This is a genomic window from Paracoccus aerius (assembly GCF_014656455.1).
Taxonomy (GTDB): Bacteria; Pseudomonadota; Alphaproteobacteria; order Rhodobacterales; family Rhodobacteraceae; genus Paracoccus; species Paracoccus aerius.
The window spans coordinates 1-14,341 of record NZ_BNCL01000037.1 but is presented as its reverse complement, the minus strand read 5'-3'; the positions used below and the strand labels follow the sequence as shown (position 1 = coordinate 14,341).

The window sequence follows — 14,341 nt, the reverse complement described above, 5'->3', positions numbered from 1 at the left end:
CCGAACGCATGCTCGATCCCGTGCATCTGCAGGACCTTAACAAACGCTTCCTCAGTGGTCATTCTCATGGCAAGGGCTCCTTATGCTACATTGTCCAAGGAACCGCGCTGAGCGGTCCCGTTTTGCGCAGACGAACGGTCCTCAAGAACCATTGCCGCGAGTTTTGCACCGATCATCATGGCCGGGGCGTTGGTGTTGCCTGACACGATTTCCGGCATGATCGAACAATCTGCGACGCGCAGACCGCGAACTCCATTCACCCTCAGCCTTGGGTCGACGACCGCTCCCGCGTCCACGCCCATCCGACAAGTGCCGGTCGGATGATAGATCGTGGTGGAGTTCTGCCTTGCCCATGCAAGAATCTCGTCGTCGCTTTCCACGTCAGGGGTAGGCTTGAACTCCTCAAGAATCGCCGATTTCAGCGGTTCGGTTCGAGCAAGCATGCGGGCGATCTTGATGCCAGCGACGATGGTGTCGCGATCGCCCTGAGTTGCCAGATAGTTCGGGCGGATCGCCGGCGCATCCGCCGGATTGGTCGAGCGCAGCGCGATGGTGCCGCGGCTTTCCGGACGCAACTGACAGACCGATTGCGTGAACGCCGAAAAAGGATGCACGCCTTCTCCCGGACTGTCGGCCGACCAGGGCTGGATATGGAACTGGATGTCCGGTGTGGCCAGCTCTGGGCGCGTCTTCAGGAAACCGAAGACCAGACTGGCGGCCATTGTCATCGGACCGGTGCGGAACAGCGCATATTCGGCGGCGATCTTCATCTTGTTGAAAGTGCTGCGGACCTCGTCGTTGAGGGTTGCCTCGCGACACTTGAAGACCAGTCGCGCCTGAAGGTGATCCTGCAGGTTCTGTCCTACCTCCGGCAGGGCAGCGGCGGTCTGGATGCCGTGCCCGGCAAGCTGGTCGGGGTCGCCCACGCCCGACAGCATCAGGATTTGAGGGGAACCAATGGCGCCTGCGCACAGGATTACCTCGTGCCTCGCTTCGATGACCTGCCGGCTGCCGTCAGGACGCGCGATTTCCACCCCTCGGGCGACGCCGTCGCGGATCACGACCCGCATGACCTGAGCACGGGTGACGATCGACAAGTTCGCGCGGTTGCGGATCGGTCTGAGGAATGCTGCAGCCGACGAACAGCGGCGTCCCTTGTTCACTGTCAGCTGGAAATGGCCGACCCCGTCCTGCACTGGACCGTTGTAGTCGGTGTTATACGGAATACCCTGGGCCTTGGCGGCCTCGATCCAGCGCTCGCAGATTTCGCGACGCAGACGGGGATCAGAGACCTGCAGTTCTCCCCCAGTTCCGCGCCCTTCAGTGGGCCCGCGCTGGAAGTTTTCGAGGTCCGAGAAAATCTGGCCGACTTCGGCCCACGACCAGCCTCGGTTGCCCATCTGGGCCCAGCGGTCATAGTCCTCACGCTGTCCGCGCACATACAGAAGACCGTTGAGCGATGACGAGCCGCCCAGAACCTTACCGCGTGGCCAGCGCAGCGAACGTCCGGCAAGACCTTCGTCCGGCTCGGTGCTGTAACACCAGTCATAGGCCGGATTATCCATCGTCCGGAAATAGCCGACAGGAACATGGATCCACGGGCTGGAGTCCTTGCTGCCCGCTTCGAGCAGAATGACGCGGATCGACGGGTCCGCGCTAAGACGATTTGCGACGACGCAACCCGCCGAACCTGCGCCAACCACCACATAGTCCGCGCTCTCAGGTGCCTGAGCCATTATGTTACCCTTTCAAGGACATGGAGGTGGCGAGAGGGCTGCCAAGCCCTCTCGCGCGCGGATCAAGCGCGTTCGCGCCGACCGATCATGATCGCACTTAACATCGAGACGAGCGCGGCAAAGACCACATAGGCGCACAGCCAGAAGGGGTCGCCATCGTTGGCCGTCATCAGAGCCGTCGCAATCATTGGGGTGATGCCTGAAGCGAAGATGCCCGAGAACTGATAGACGAACGAAACGCCGGTATAGCGGACGGTTGGATCGAATAGGTCAGCAAACAGCGCGGCCTCGGGGCCGTAGCACATCGGGTAGATGATGCCGAAAGGCAGCACTATGCCGAGAACGATCAGTACCGGGTTGCCCGTCGCCATCAACGCAAATGCCGGGAACACGCTAAGCGCCAGCAGTAGCGAGCCGATCGCATAAGTGCGCGGGCGACCGATGATGTCGGACACGCGGCCAAATAGCGGGATGAACAATACCATCACGATAGCTGCCGCACAGACAGTCCACAGAGCAAAGCTACGCTCTAGCCCGCTGTATTTGGTCAGATAGACGATCGAGAACACCGCGAAGACGTTAAAGAACACCCCGTCGATGTAACGGGCGCCCATGCCCAGCATGACGTTGCCCGGATAGCGCTTGATCATGTCAACAAAGGGTATGCCCTGATCGCGAGCACGGGATTCGGCCTTGGCCTTCTCGAACTCGGGGGATTCGCCGATATTGCTGCGGATCCATGTACCCAGACCGACGAGGATGATAGAGGCGATAAACGCCGAACGCCAGCCCCAGCTCATGAAGGCCTCGTCTGGCAGCATGGTCAGCAGCGCCATCATGCCCGAAGCCATGAACAGACCTAGCGACAGACCGATTTGCGGAATCGAGGCGTAGAAGCCGCGCTTGCCGTTTGGCGCGAACTCATACGCCATCAGAACCGCGCCGCCCCATTCCCCGCCAATGCCGATGCCCTGAGCAACACGAAGCAGTAGCAGAATAACCGGAGCAGCGATACCGATAGTCTCATAGGTCGGCAGCAGGCCGATTGCGACGGTAGCGCCGCCCATCAGCAGCAGAGTGATGACAAGCATCGTTTTCCGGCCAATCCGGTCGCCATAGTGGCCGAACACCAAGCCGCCAAGCGGACGGGCGACAAAGCCGACGGCAAAGGTCGCGTAGGCGAGCAGGATAGATACCGTCTCGTTGTCGGACGGAAAGTAGAGCTTGTTGAACACGATGCCGGCGACGACACCGTAAAGAAAGAAGTCATACCATTCGATAGTAGAGCCGACGAGGCTTGCGAAAACGACCTTGCGAACGTCGTTGTCACGCTTTTCGCCAGCGTAAGTTGTCACGCTTGCATCCGACATTACGCCCTCCCTGCGCTGTGACGGTTATTTCAAACATTCAGGATTGTAGTCGACGCCTCCTCTGCGCCGGACGATGACAACCCTGCCTTCGATCGATGCCGCGAGTCAAATAAAATGAGACTCCTGGTCTCATTTTATTTGGTTGGACGCTGCCGAGAGGCCGTCCTAAACTGGCGTAAAGATAGCGAGTCCCAAGATGATGCTTGAAAAGACGGGCGAAAAAACGGCGACGAGTCTCAGGAATCTGTTGATTCTTGAGGCGCTTGCTCACCAGTCACGGCCGGTCACGGCCACCGACCTGAATGCGTCGCTGAACCTGCCCAAGCCGACGATCCATCGCTTGGTGGCAACGCTGGAAGATGAAGGCTTTCTGATCCGCCACATCGATGGACGTAGCTATCTGCCCGGACCCAAGCTGCGGCAGATGATGCTAGGAGTGATGCGCGCTGGTCAACATAACCTGCCGCAGCGGGAAGTGCTGGTTCGGTTGAATGAACAGGTAAAGGAAACTTGCAACCTGTCCATCCCCGACGGCGATGCAATGGTCTATATCGACCGTGTCGAAACCCAATGGCCTTTGAGAATTCAGTTGCAGATCGGCTCCAGGGTGCCGTTGCACGCCACGTCCGCAGGCAAGATCTGCCTGGCCAACATGCAGCCTGACCTGCTTGAACGTTTCCTAAAGTCTGCACGACTTCAGCCCTATACACCAAGGACCATCACTGATCCCGTTCGGCTTCGCGACGAACTAGCTTGCATCCGGGAGCGGCAATATTCGACAGATGGAGAAGAGTTTATCGAAGGCATGATTGCCCTTGCCGTGCCTGTGAGGAGTGTTGCAGGTGAGATCTTGGCAACAGTCTCGTTTCATGCCCCCCGCCAACGGATGACGCTGGAAGAAGGGCGGATACATCTGGACGATCTTCGCCGCGCGGCAAAAGACATATCCATGCTGATGGAATAGACTGTCTCAGAACAGGCGCTAATCCAAGTGCTATCTGGTTAGTGTCCCTTGGGGGAAACAGTTTGTTCGAGCGCTTCTGCTAGTCGCATAACCGCCCCTGGATCCGGCGAGATGACAACAAGCTGGTTGAGGATCATTCCATTTGATAGTGAGGCCGGTTCTAACGTCTGCACCCCACCTGCCAACTGCAAAAGATGCGCGCCCTCTAGGCCTCGTAAGTTCAAATATCCTTTCAGGCGGTGGATCGACTTTGCATGTTGCGCGACGACAGTGATCAATCGCTGTCGATCCGGGGGCGGTTCGAGAGTGACGGTACGCCGGACAAAGAGACGTTGGTGATAGTGATCTGGAACCACAGCGGAAACGCTTTGATTATCGTGAGGCTCTTCCAACGCTTGCATGAATTTCGCGTCAATGGTCTTGTAATGGTTAGCAAGAGGATTGATGTGCGCCACCAGCAAAGCTGCGCGTCGCAGCATCGCAGTGTCGGCTATATCGCCGCGGGACAGGAATACCGCATCTGCGCCTCGTATTTGGTTTTCCAAAACCTTTCCGATCCGGGAGTCGGCCAGGCGATCGGGAAGACTTTGCGGATCCACCACAACCACAACAGCACGGCATTCAAGCTCAGGCTCGGCTAATGCAAAGCTCGCAAGCCGTTGAGGTTCAGCGATGCCGCTTGCTTCAATAATCAATCTATCGACATCTTTGCGAAGCTCTAAGGCTCTTTCGAAAGCTTCGAACAGGCCGCCACCCATCGAACAGCAGATACAGCCGTTGCTCAGTTGAATCATGTCGGCAGAGCGGCGCGAGATCATCGCAGCATCGACGGCAATGTCACCAAAATCATTGACTATGACCAAAATGCGTTCATCACGCTGCATCAGGAGCCGGTTCAGCAACGTGGTCTTTCCGGCGCCGAGATAGCCGCACAGGACATTAACCGGAAGCGGTGCATTCATGATCAGAAGGAGCCTGCCGGACAGGGGCGTCCGCCAAAAATCGTGCCCCAGACACGCGTTTCATTAAGCCGCTTGGGGCCAAGTTCGTGCGGATCGTCCTCTAGCACTGCGAAATCGGCTCGTTTACCTACCTCTATCGAACCCACTTCTCCATCCAGCTTGAGCGTATAGGCTGCACCCAGGGTTATCGCGTAAAGAGCCGCATCCAGTGAAAGGCATTCGAACGTGCCTAGTTGCCGTCCGGTTTCGGTAAGGCGGTTGATCGCGCACCAGGCGGTGACCAAAGGTGCAAGCGGCGTGATCGGCGCGTCGGAATGGATGGCCAGTGGGATACCCATTTCCAACGCGCTTGCGCAAGGGTTCATCCGGCACGTCCGCTCGGGCCCGAGGGTGACCTCGTAATGCTTGTCTCCAAAATAATACAGGTGATTGGCGAACAGGTTCACGCAACATTGCAACGCAGCAATACGGCGCAACTGGGCACGGTCAGCCATCTGACAATGCTGCAACGTATGGCGATGATCAGGGCGGAAGTGACCCGAAAGGGCCGCTTCCAGTGCCTCGATAGCGGCTAAGCTCGCGCCGTCGCCGTTAACATGGATATGCATTTGGACGCCTTGACGGTTCAGGTCGTCCACCATCGCGTTCAATGCCTCGGGCGGGATGTTCCACATACCGTTGTCCGTACCACTATGGTAGCCGGGCGCGTTCAACTGTGCGGTAAAGCCTTGGATTGAGCCATCGGTGACGATTTTCACCCCGCCCAATCGCACCCGGTCAGTCGAACGCCCGCGTAATTCACGCGCCCGCTCTGCTACCATCTGAGGAGGCAGCGCCGATGTCGACAGCATTGGCACTAGCCGCAATGGATATCTGTCTTTCACCGTAGTGTCGAACAGATCTGCCAGTATTTCCTCACTTAGCTCATTCAACAGGTCTGTCGAGGTCGTGACGCCCGCACGGCACGCCGAGCGGGCAAAGTTCCAGATTGCCTCGGGGTCGCCACCAAGAGCTCGGAAACTGGCACCAACTCTGCGCATAACCGGGAACATGGCGCCCATCTCGTGTAATTCGCCATGCAACGCACCGTCGTCACTGTGCAAGACGCCCGGAACTGCGGTACTCTCGTTATATCCTGCAAGTTCAAGTGCAACGCTATTGGCAGTCAATAGATGCATGTTCGAATGCAGGACCACTACCGGTCGCGCAGTCGAGACCCGGTCCAAATCCAGGCGCGACAGGCGCTCGCCCGGGACGAAAAGCGGGTCGAAGCCCCAGCCCACGACAGGACCATCGCTCAAGTCCTCGGCGCACTGTTGCAGGCGGGCGACCAAGGCGTCAGTGCTGGTGATCCCCTCCCACAGCCGCCCGTCCGGGGCCACGCGGCCATAATGCCCAAGATAGGTGAATCGCCAAATCGAGCCTTCCATCATATGGGCATGTCCTTCGACAAAGCCGGGCATCAGGATCTTGTCGGCGAACCGGTTGTCGTAGTGCAAATCACCCGGGCTGCGCATCTCGTCTGCGCCGCCAACGGCGAGGATGCGCCCGGCATCGGACACCATCACGTGCGTCGCCTCGGGCCGCGAGGGATCCATCGTGACAATGCGGCGCGCTGAAAAAACAGTCGGGGTCATGTAATCTCTCTATCGAGGCCGGCTCTGGATCTAGATTAGACATGACAGCTATCCTGCGTGAAATGTATAGTTGCGGGGAAATACCTCTATTTTTCTGAGGGTCCGATGCACTACACCCTGAAGCATCTTCGCTATATCGAGGCCGCTGAACGCCACCAGTCGATCACCGCCGCAGCCGAGGCGCTGTCGGTGTCCCCGTCGTCCATCGCGGCAGCCATTGACCATGTCGAGGCGCAGTTGGGCCAGCCGATCTTTGCCCGCACGCCGTCGCGCGGCATTGCCGCGACGAGTTTCGGGCGCAAGATCATCGATGAGATCCGGTTGCTGCTGGTCGCGCAGGCGCGTTTCAACGGCAAGATCACCGATCTGGAACAAAGCATTGACGGCACGGCACGGATCGCCTGCTTTACGCCGCTGGCACCCATTCTTTTGCCGACCATCCTGTGCGAGGTTCGAGAGCGGTATCCAAACCTCATGATTGAGGTGATGGAAGGCAACTGGGACGAAGTCGCCCGGGCCGTGGACAGCGGCGACGCCGATTTCGCCATAAGCTATGGTCTGGTGAACGAACTGGTCTATCGCTTCCTGCCGCTTTTCGTCGGCCATCCCCATGCGGCGCTGCCAGCATCGCATTTGCTGGCCAGCGGACGGTTCGTCACGCTGGAGCAACTGGCGCCAGAGCCGCTGGTGGTGCTGGATCTGGATTTGTCACGGCGTTATTTAATGGACCTGTTCGCCGCGCGTGGGCTGAAGCCGAACGTGGTCTATTCTGCGCGATCAACCGACATGATGCGCGCGCTGATCGCAGCCGGTATGTGCTATGGCATCTTCAACATCCGTCCAATGAGCAAGCAAACCTATGCCCGTGGCGATCTGGTCCGGCTGCCGCTGGCGGGCGAACATGACGCACCGCGCGCCGGAGTACTGACCCGGCGCGACGTGAAGCTGCCGCCAGTCTGCGAGGCTATTATCGCGACCTGTGAATTGCAGGCGATGCGCGGCGAATTCGACCGCGCCTTCGTCCGTCCATACCTTCCTTAGAAAAGCTGAGGAATTCTGCCTTAAAAATGCATTTGCCCGAGATGTCTTGGATATTTGATCCTCGTGTGGATGCAGCGTCAACGCAGAATCGGCGCGCCCAACAGGAGAAATCAGATGACCCTTTCCTTTGCCTTTTCACGCCGGTTTCTACTGACCGGCGCGGTCGCCCTGACCGCAGTGGGTACCGCCTTGCCGATTTTCGCACAAGACGTGCAAAAAGGCGGGACACTGGTCATGGCGTCGCTGCAAAAGCCTCGCCATCTAAACGCTGCGGTGCAATCCGGCCTTGCGACCGCCGTGCCCGCCGCACAGATCTTTGCCACGCTGCTGCGTTATGGCGCAGATTTCGAACCGCAGCCCTACTTGGCAGAAAGTTGGGAATTCAGCGACGACAACACGGTGCTGACCCTGAAGCTGCATAGCGGCGCGACCTTCCACGACGGCCAGCCGATCACCGCCACGGACGTGATCTGGTCGCTGGATGTGGCCAAGCAGAACCATCCCTTTTCAAGCATGCTTGAGCCGGTCGAGGCATTCGGAGCCCCCGATCCGCAGACCGTAGTGATCCGAATGAAGCAGCCTCATCCGGCGATCCTGCTGGTGCTGTCCTCGGCGCTGACCCCGGTCCTGCCGAAACATGTCTTCGACGATGGCCAGGACATCAAGTCCAACCCTAAGAACAACCTGCCGATCGGTTCCGGCCCGTTCAAGGTGACTGCCTTTGAACCTGGCCAGCACATCATCTTAGAGCGGTACGACGGCTTTTTCCTTGAAGGAAAACCCTATTTAGACCGGATCATAATCCGACAATATCAGGACGCCAACTCTGGCGTGCTGGCTCTAGAATCGGGCGAGGCGCAGATCTTCCCGCTGCTCGATTCGACCCGTCTGATCCGTCGGCTGGAGAAATCCGGCACCATGACCGTGACCGATCAGGGCTATGCCGGCATTGGACCGGTGAACTGGCTGGCTTTCAACACTAAGAACTCGGCGCTGTCAGACCTTCGCGTGCGTCAGGCCATGGCCTATGCCATCGACCGCAACTTCGTCACAAAGGCCCTGCATTCCGGTCTTTCCAAGCCTGCGATCGAACCGGTCGTGCAGGACAGCATCTTCTTTGCCCCCGATGTCGAGTCTTATGATTTCGATCTTGATAAGGCCAAGGCCCTGCTGGCCGAGGCAGGCTATGGTGAAGGGGGCAACACGCTGCAACTGCGCATCGACTATATTCCCGACATCGAGGAACAGCAGCGCGCCGTCGCCGAATATATCAAGGCGGCACTGGCTAAGGCTGGAGTCGAGGTCACGGTCCGCGCATCGCCCGATTTCCCGACTTGGGCGCAGCGGATTTCATCCTATGACTTCGACATGACCATGGATCAGGTCTTCAACTGGGGCGATCCGGTCATCGGCGTGAACCGGACCTATCTCTGCTCGAACATCCGCGAGGGGATCATCTGGTCCAACACCCAGCAATATTGCAATGAAACGGTGGATAGACTGCTGAACCAGGCCGGAGTCGAACCGGACTTGGCCAAGCGCAAGGACCTTTATGCGCAAGCCTTCAGGCAGATTACCGCCGATATCCCGATCCATTTCATCAACCAGGTGCCCTATCACACGGTCTACTCTCAGGCCGTTCAGAACCCACCCGTATCGATCTGGGGCGCGATGGGGCCCATGGACGAGGTCTGGTTGAAACAATAGCTGACGGAGGCCACCCCATGTATCAGCGCATCACGAAGCAACTGCTTTACGCGGTCAGCCTGATCCTTGCTGTCCTTGTCCTGAACTTTCTGCTGATCCAACTTGCCCCTGGCGATCCGGCCGAGGTGATCGCGGGCGAAATGGGCGGCGCCAACGCCGAAGTCATGGCCGCAATCCGTGCCCAATACGGACTGGACAAGCCGCTACTGACCCAACTGGGGCTTTATCTGGGCCACGCCCTGCAAGGCGATCTGGGCACCTCCTATTTCTACAATCGTCCGGTGGTCGAGCTGATCCTGTCTCGCTTGGGTCCAACGCTGCTGCTGGTGGCGACCGCCTTGGGTTTTGCGTTGATCGTCGGCACACGGCTGGGAATGCTCGCGTCGCGCAATCCGCGCGGCATCGCCTCGGCGCTTGTCACGGTGCTGTCGCTGATCGGCTATTCTGCACCGGTGTTCTGGACCGGGCTTATGCTGGTGATCCTGTTTGGTGCCACCATCCCGTTGTTCCCAATTGCAGGCATGATCGACGTGGTGAAGCAAGGTGGCCCGCTGGTCCGGGCACTAGACATAGCCCATCACCTTGTTCTCCCGGCATTGACGCTGGGGCTAGTCTATCTTGCACAATACAGCAGGCTGACCCGTGCCTCGATGCTAGAAGTGTTGGGCGCGGATTATATACGGACGGCTCGTGCAAAGGGGGTCAGCGAACGGCAAGTGTTCAACCGGCACGCCTTTCGCAACGCGCTTTTGCCGGTGGTCACCGTTGCCGGCATGCAGTTCGGCGCCATCATCTCGGGCGCAGTGCTAGTAGAGACAGTGTTCAGCTGGCCTGGCTTGGGGACGTTGGCCTTTCAGTCGATCCTGGCGCGGGATTATCCAACCGTGCTGGGTATCCTGTTCTTTTCGACCTTGATCGTCATCATCGCCAACCTGCTGACGGATTTTGTCTCGCGTCTGCTGGATCCGCGCCTTGCAGGAGGTCGTTGACATGACCGCCGTAACCAAAACCTCGGTTCCAGCCGCCCGCGGTCCAATGGTTGAAGCCTGGGGCATTTTCCGCCGCAGTCCGTCTGCGATGCTGGGGTTGGCCTTGCTGGCGGTGGTCATCCTGATGACCTTTGCCGGTCCGTTTCTTTACGGGGTCGACCCGTTCGAGATTGTCTGGGCGCCCCTGACACCGCCCGGCCAAGAAGCGGCCATCCCTCTAGGCACCGACAATCTTGGCCGCGACATTCTTGCTGGACTGATCGAAGGGGGCAGTGCCACGCTGGCCGTGGGCTTTGCGGCCGCGCTGATTACCATGCTGATCGGGGTGATGGTTGGCGCCTATGCCGGTTTCTACGGCGGAGTGGTCGATGATGTGCTGATGCGCTTCACCGAATTCTTCCAGGTGCTGCCGCCGCTGCTGTTCGCCATGGTGGTCGTAACCTTGTTCCAGCCGACCCTAGTAAATGTTGCCTTGGCTATCGGCATCGTTAGTTGGCCGCAGACCGCGCGCCTAACTCGGTCGGAGTTCCGGCGCATTCGCACCCTGGAATACGTCAGTGCCATGCGTGCCATCGGCGCGGGTGACAGCAATATCATCTGGCGCGTCATCCTGCCCAACGCCCTTCCGCCGCTGATCGTTTCTGCCACGCTGACCATCGGCATGGCCATCCTGTTTGAGGCGGGTCTGAGCTTCTTGGGCCTGTCGGATCCAAACGTGATGTCTTGGGGGCTGATGATCGGATCCGGGCGGGAATACCTGCTGGACGCTTGGTGGGTGGTGACGCTGCCCGGTGCAATGATCTTCCTGACCGTGCTGGGCGTCAGCCTCGTCGGCGACGGCCTAAACGATGCCTTCAACCCCCGGCTCAGGGAACGCTAAATCATGACCCAACCTGTTCTGGACATCCGCAACCTCAAGGTCGACTTCATGACCCGGCGCGGCGTGGCTCATGTGCTTGACGACGTGTCCTTCACCGTAGCGCCGGGCGAGTTGCTGGCGATTGTCGGCGAATCCGGCTGCGGCAAAAGCATGACCGCGTTGTCGGTCCTGGGCCTGGTTCCGACGCCGCCGGGAAAGGTCGTTGGCGGCAGCATCCTGTTCCAGGGCCGCGATCTGGCCCAGTTGCGCCGGTCCGATATGCGCAAGATCCGCGGCGGCGATATCGCCATGATCTTCCAAGAACCGATGACCTCCCTGAACCCTGTCTTCACCTGCGGCGAACAGATCGCCGAGGCCGTGCGGCTGCACCAGAACGTCAGCCCCGGCGCCGCCCATGCTCGCGCGGTCGAAATGCTGCGAGCCGTTGGTATCCCGGAACCCGAGCTGCGCGCCAATGCCTATCCGCACCAGCTTTCTGGCGGGATGCGCCAGCGAGTGATGATCGCCATGGCGCTGTCCTGCCAACCCCGGCTGCTGATTGCCGATGAGCCGACCACGGCATTAGATGTGACTGTTCAGGCACAGATCTTCAGTCTTCTGGACGAATTGCGCCACAAGACCGGGACTGCGATCGTGCTGATTACGCATGACATGGGTGCCGTGGCGGAAATGGCCGACAAGGTCGCTGTCATGTATGCAGGCCGTATCATCGAACAGGGACCGGCCGATGCAGTTCTGGACAGTCCTGGCCATCCCTATACGCGAGGCCTGCTGGCCAGCATTCCGCGCGTCTATGCCGACCCCGATGCCGACCTGCCCGAAATTCCAGGCATCGTGCCGGCGCTGACTGACCTGGGCCGGGGATGCGCTTTCGAACCGCGCTGTCCGCTTGCGATAAACGCCTGCCATGCCGCCCAACCGCGCCATGTCGCCATGTCCGCTAATCATTCTGCTGCCTGCATTCGGCTTAAGACGGGCGAGGTTCTAGCATGAGCCAGCTTCTGTCCGTCCGCGACCTTAAGGTGCACTTCCCGGTCGGAAATCGCGGCACCGTCCATGCCGTCGATGGCGTTGACTTTACGATCCCGCATGGCAAGACACTGGGCATCGTCGGTGAATCCGGTTCGGGCAAGACTACCACAGCGCTGGCGATCATGCGCCTTGCCCCTATTACCGGAGGCGAGATCGACCTAGACGGCACCCCCATCAGCCGCATCCAGGGCGAAGACCTGCGCCGTGCCCGTACACGCTTTCAGATGGTCTTCCAGGATCCGTTCTCATCGCTCAATCCGCGCGACCGCGTTGGCAGGATCATCCGGCAGCCCATGGACCTTCTGGGCTTGGGCGAGCCATCGGACCGCGATACGCGAGTCGAGGAGTTGCTGCAACAGGTGGGCCTTCGCCCCGAGCTGAAATCGCTTTATCCGCACCAGTTTTCGGGCGGGCAGCGGCAGCGCATCGGCTTGGCGCGGGCACTGGCTACCCGGCCCGAGCTGATCGTCTTCGACGAGCCGGTTTCCGCTTTGGATGTGGCGGTGCAGGCGCAGGTGCTGAACCTGATCCGCCGGTTGCAGCGTGAAAGCGGCCTGACCTACCTGTTCATCAGCCACGATCTTGGCGTCGTGCGCCACATCTGCGATGAAATCGCGGTGATGTACCTAGGGCAGATCGTGGAACGGGCGCCCGCCGCCCAAATCTTTGCGGCCCCGCGCCATCCCTATACCCAGGCACTTATCGCTGCGGCGCCCTCGCTTGCACCCGAGCACCGGCGACGGGGTGGCGGTGCGCGGCTGCAAGGCGATCCCCCAAGTCCGGTGAATCTGCCGAGAGGGTGCCGCTTTGCATCGCGCTGTCGACTTGCAATTGACGAATGCCGCCAAGTAATGCCGAAACTGCGGGAGTGCTCTTCAGGACAAGTTGTTGCATGTCATCTGGTCTAATGGTGGAATGTTCTGCGGGCACCGTCGTCTTTGTTTGCAGTACCGTCTTCATTTCGGCCATCCTGCGCGGAATAACCGGCTTTGGCTTTGCTCTCGCCGCGGTTCCACTGATCAGTCTTGTCATGCCGCCCGTGCAAGGGGTGGCGATTGCCATCCTGTTGCAGTGCATGATCGGCCTTAGCGACCTTGTTTCGGTTCGTGGCCTGATAGACCGGTCGACGCTTGCAATGATGTCTGTAGGGGCAATGGTCGGAACACCCGCAGGGCTGATGACTCTTCGGCTGCTGTCGCCCGATGCGCTGCGCGTGATCATCGCCGTTATTGTTTTGGCTGGACTGGCCGGGATGATCGGGAAGGTTCGCCTACGGTCTGGACCCAGACAGGCTGCTGGAGCGGGCTTGCTCGCGGGGCTGTTCTCAGGACTGGCGGCGATGCCCGGCCCGCCTGCCGTGGCCTATGTAGTGGGTACGGCGACACCCGCCCTCCAAGCTCGAGCAACGCTTATGGTCTTCTTCTTTGTAACATCGCTCATCGCTTTGCCTGGCTTGCTTGTGCAGCGGATTGTGGGTTTGCCCACCGTTCTGGTGGCGGCAGCCTCGCTGCCGCTTCTTGTCATCGGCACGCGCCTCGGCGGCCGGGTGTTTGGCAGGCTGGATGACGCCGGATACCAGAAAGCCGCCATTGCCACCCTTGCTGCGACGGCATTGGCATCTGCAAGCCGCAGTGTCTGGGGTCTTCTGAACGCCTAGACTTCAGCCTGCATCNATGGCAGTCAGGCCGCCGAGACGCTGGGCGATCTTGTAGCCGATATTGCCCGAGGCGAGGTCGGGGAAGACGAAGATGTTAGGCCGCCCTGTCAGGCGGCTGTTCGGTGCCTTCTTGGCACGGATGGCATCGTCCAGGGCTGCGTCGAACTGGATTTCTCCGTCGATCTCCAGATCGGGTTCGGCGGCGCGAACCAGTGACAGCGCTTCACGAATCTTCGTCAAGCTGGGGTGATCGGCGGAACCTGCTGTTGAGAAGGACAGCATTGCTACGCGCGGAGTTTCACCCAGAAGCCTGCGACAACTGTCGGCCGACGCACGGGCAATGGCGGCGAGACCCTCGGCATCAGG

The 14,341-nt window shown here is 59.6% G+C and carries 12 protein-coding genes and 1 pseudogene; 8 read left to right on the top strand and 5 right to left on the bottom strand.

Annotated features, from left to right (window positions below; genetic code table 11):
- Window positions 1–80 precede the first annotated feature (80 nt).
- Window positions 81–1,736 (bottom strand): GMC family oxidoreductase, encoded by a 1,656-nt coding sequence (locus IE224_RS19425; protein ID WP_191313009.1) that lies wholly within the window; start codon window positions 1,734–1,736, stop codon window positions 81–83.
- A 62-nt stretch (window positions 1,737–1,798) separates the two neighbouring features.
- The gene (locus IE224_RS19420) at window positions 1,799–3,106 is read right to left on the bottom strand and encodes an MFS transporter (protein WP_191313007.1); all 1,308 of its coding nucleotides are present in this window, start codon (window positions 3,104–3,106) and stop codon (window positions 1,799–1,801) included.
- A 196-nt stretch (window positions 3,107–3,302) separates the two neighbouring features.
- Here IE224_RS19420 and IE224_RS19415 point away from each other — a divergent pair, with 196 nt between their 5' ends.
- Window positions 3,303–4,070 (top strand): IclR family transcriptional regulator, encoded by a 768-nt coding sequence (locus tag IE224_RS19415; RefSeq protein ID WP_191313005.1) that lies wholly within the window; start codon window positions 3,303–3,305, stop codon window positions 4,068–4,070.
- A gap of 38 nt (window positions 4,071–4,108) precedes the next feature.
- On the opposite strand, the gene IE224_RS19410 is transcribed toward IE224_RS19415, so the two are convergent.
- Window positions 4,109–5,032: a CobW family GTP-binding protein gene (locus IE224_RS19410; RefSeq protein WP_191313003.1), complete on the bottom strand. Its 924-nt coding sequence runs from the start codon at window positions 5,030–5,032 to the stop codon at window positions 4,109–4,111.
- 2 nt (window positions 5,033–5,034) lie between these two features.
- Window positions 5,035–6,669: an amidohydrolase gene (locus tag IE224_RS19405; RefSeq protein WP_191313001.1), complete on the bottom strand. Its 1,635-nt coding sequence runs from the start codon at window positions 6,667–6,669 to the stop codon at window positions 5,035–5,037.
- 105 nt (window positions 6,670–6,774) lie between these two features.
- Between IE224_RS19405 and IE224_RS19400 the strand changes: the two genes are divergently transcribed.
- The 7 genes from IE224_RS19400 to IE224_RS19370 all read left to right on the top strand — a co-directional run bounded on the left by IE224_RS19400 (window position 6,775) and on the right by IE224_RS19370 (window position 13,975).
- Entirely contained in the window at window positions 6,775–7,710 is a 936-nt protein-coding gene (locus tag IE224_RS19400; protein ID WP_191312999.1) for a LysR family transcriptional regulator, read from the top strand.
- Window positions 7,711–7,773: 63 nt separating this feature from the next.
- On the top strand, window positions 7,774–9,417 hold the full coding sequence (locus IE224_RS19395; protein WP_229849475.1) for an ABC transporter substrate-binding protein: 1,644 nt from the start codon (window positions 7,774–7,776) through the stop codon (window positions 9,415–9,417).
- A 17-nt stretch (window positions 9,418–9,434) separates the two neighbouring features.
- On the top strand, window positions 9,435–10,406 hold the full coding sequence (locus IE224_RS19390; protein WP_191312997.1) for an ABC transporter permease: 972 nt from the start codon (window positions 9,435–9,437) through the stop codon (window positions 10,404–10,406).
- A 46-nt stretch (window positions 10,407–10,452) separates the two neighbouring features.
- A complete protein-coding gene (locus IE224_RS19385) occupies window positions 10,453–11,286 on the top strand; it encodes an ABC transporter permease (RefSeq protein ID WP_191313014.1) in 834 nt (277 codons plus the stop codon).
- Between the two features lie 3 nt (window positions 11,287–11,289).
- Window positions 11,290–12,279: an ABC transporter ATP-binding protein gene (locus tag IE224_RS19380; RefSeq protein ID WP_191312995.1), complete on the top strand. Its 990-nt coding sequence runs from the start codon at window positions 11,290–11,292 to the stop codon at window positions 12,277–12,279.
- Window positions 12,276–13,226 (top strand): ABC transporter ATP-binding protein, encoded by a 951-nt coding sequence (locus IE224_RS19375; protein ID WP_191312993.1) that lies wholly within the window; start codon window positions 12,276–12,278, stop codon window positions 13,224–13,226. The genes IE224_RS19380 and IE224_RS19375 overlap by 4 nt, the downstream gene beginning before the upstream one ends.
- Complete coding sequence (locus IE224_RS19370) at window positions 13,211–13,975, top strand: sulfite exporter TauE/SafE family protein (RefSeq protein ID WP_229849474.1); 765 nt, start codon at window positions 13,211–13,213, stop codon at window positions 13,973–13,975. Before IE224_RS19375 ends, IE224_RS19370 begins: the two co-directional genes overlap by 16 nt.
- Window positions 13,976–13,993: 18 nt before the next feature.
- On the opposite strand, the pseudogene IE224_RS19365 reads toward IE224_RS19370, so the two are convergent.
- Window positions 13,994–14,341 (bottom strand): annotated as a pseudogene (locus IE224_RS19365) (phosphate acyltransferase); the annotation flags it as partial.

What these genes read in the sequence shown, in the direction of transcription:
- IE224_RS19425 (WP_191313009.1), bottom strand. Translation starts at nt 1,736, where the DNA reads ATGGCTCAGGCACCTGAGAGCGCGGACTATGTGGTGGTTGGCGCAGGT.
- IE224_RS19420 (WP_191313007.1), bottom strand. Translation starts at nt 3,106, where the DNA reads ATGTCGGATGCAAGCGTGACAACTTACGCTGGCGAAAAGCGTGACAAC.
- IE224_RS19415 (WP_191313005.1), top strand. Translation starts at nt 3,303, where the DNA reads ATGATGCTTGAAAAGACGGGCGAAAAAACGGCGACGAGTCTCAGGAAT.
- IE224_RS19410 (WP_191313003.1), bottom strand. Translation starts at nt 5,032, where the DNA reads ATGAATGCACCGCTTCCGGTTAATGTCCTGTGCGGCTATCTCGGCGCC.
- IE224_RS19405 (WP_191313001.1), bottom strand. Translation starts at nt 6,669, where the DNA reads ATGACCCCGACTGTTTTTTCAGCGCGCCGCATTGTCACGATGGATCCC.
- IE224_RS19400 (WP_191312999.1), top strand. Translation starts at nt 6,775, where the DNA reads ATGCACTACACCCTGAAGCATCTTCGCTATATCGAGGCCGCTGAACGC.
- IE224_RS19390 (WP_191312997.1), top strand. Translation starts at nt 9,435, where the DNA reads ATGTATCAGCGCATCACGAAGCAACTGCTTTACGCGGTCAGCCTGATC.
- IE224_RS19385 (WP_191313014.1), top strand. Translation starts at nt 10,453, where the DNA reads ATGGTTGAAGCCTGGGGCATTTTCCGCCGCAGTCCGTCTGCGATGCTG.
- IE224_RS19380 (WP_191312995.1), top strand. Translation starts at nt 11,290, where the DNA reads ATGACCCAACCTGTTCTGGACATCCGCAACCTCAAGGTCGACTTCATG.
- IE224_RS19375 (WP_191312993.1), top strand. Translation starts at nt 12,276, where the DNA reads ATGAGCCAGCTTCTGTCCGTCCGCGACCTTAAGGTGCACTTCCCGGTC.
- IE224_RS19370 (WP_229849474.1), top strand. Translation starts at nt 13,211, where the DNA reads ATGTCATCTGGTCTAATGGTGGAATGTTCTGCGGGCACCGTCGTCTTT.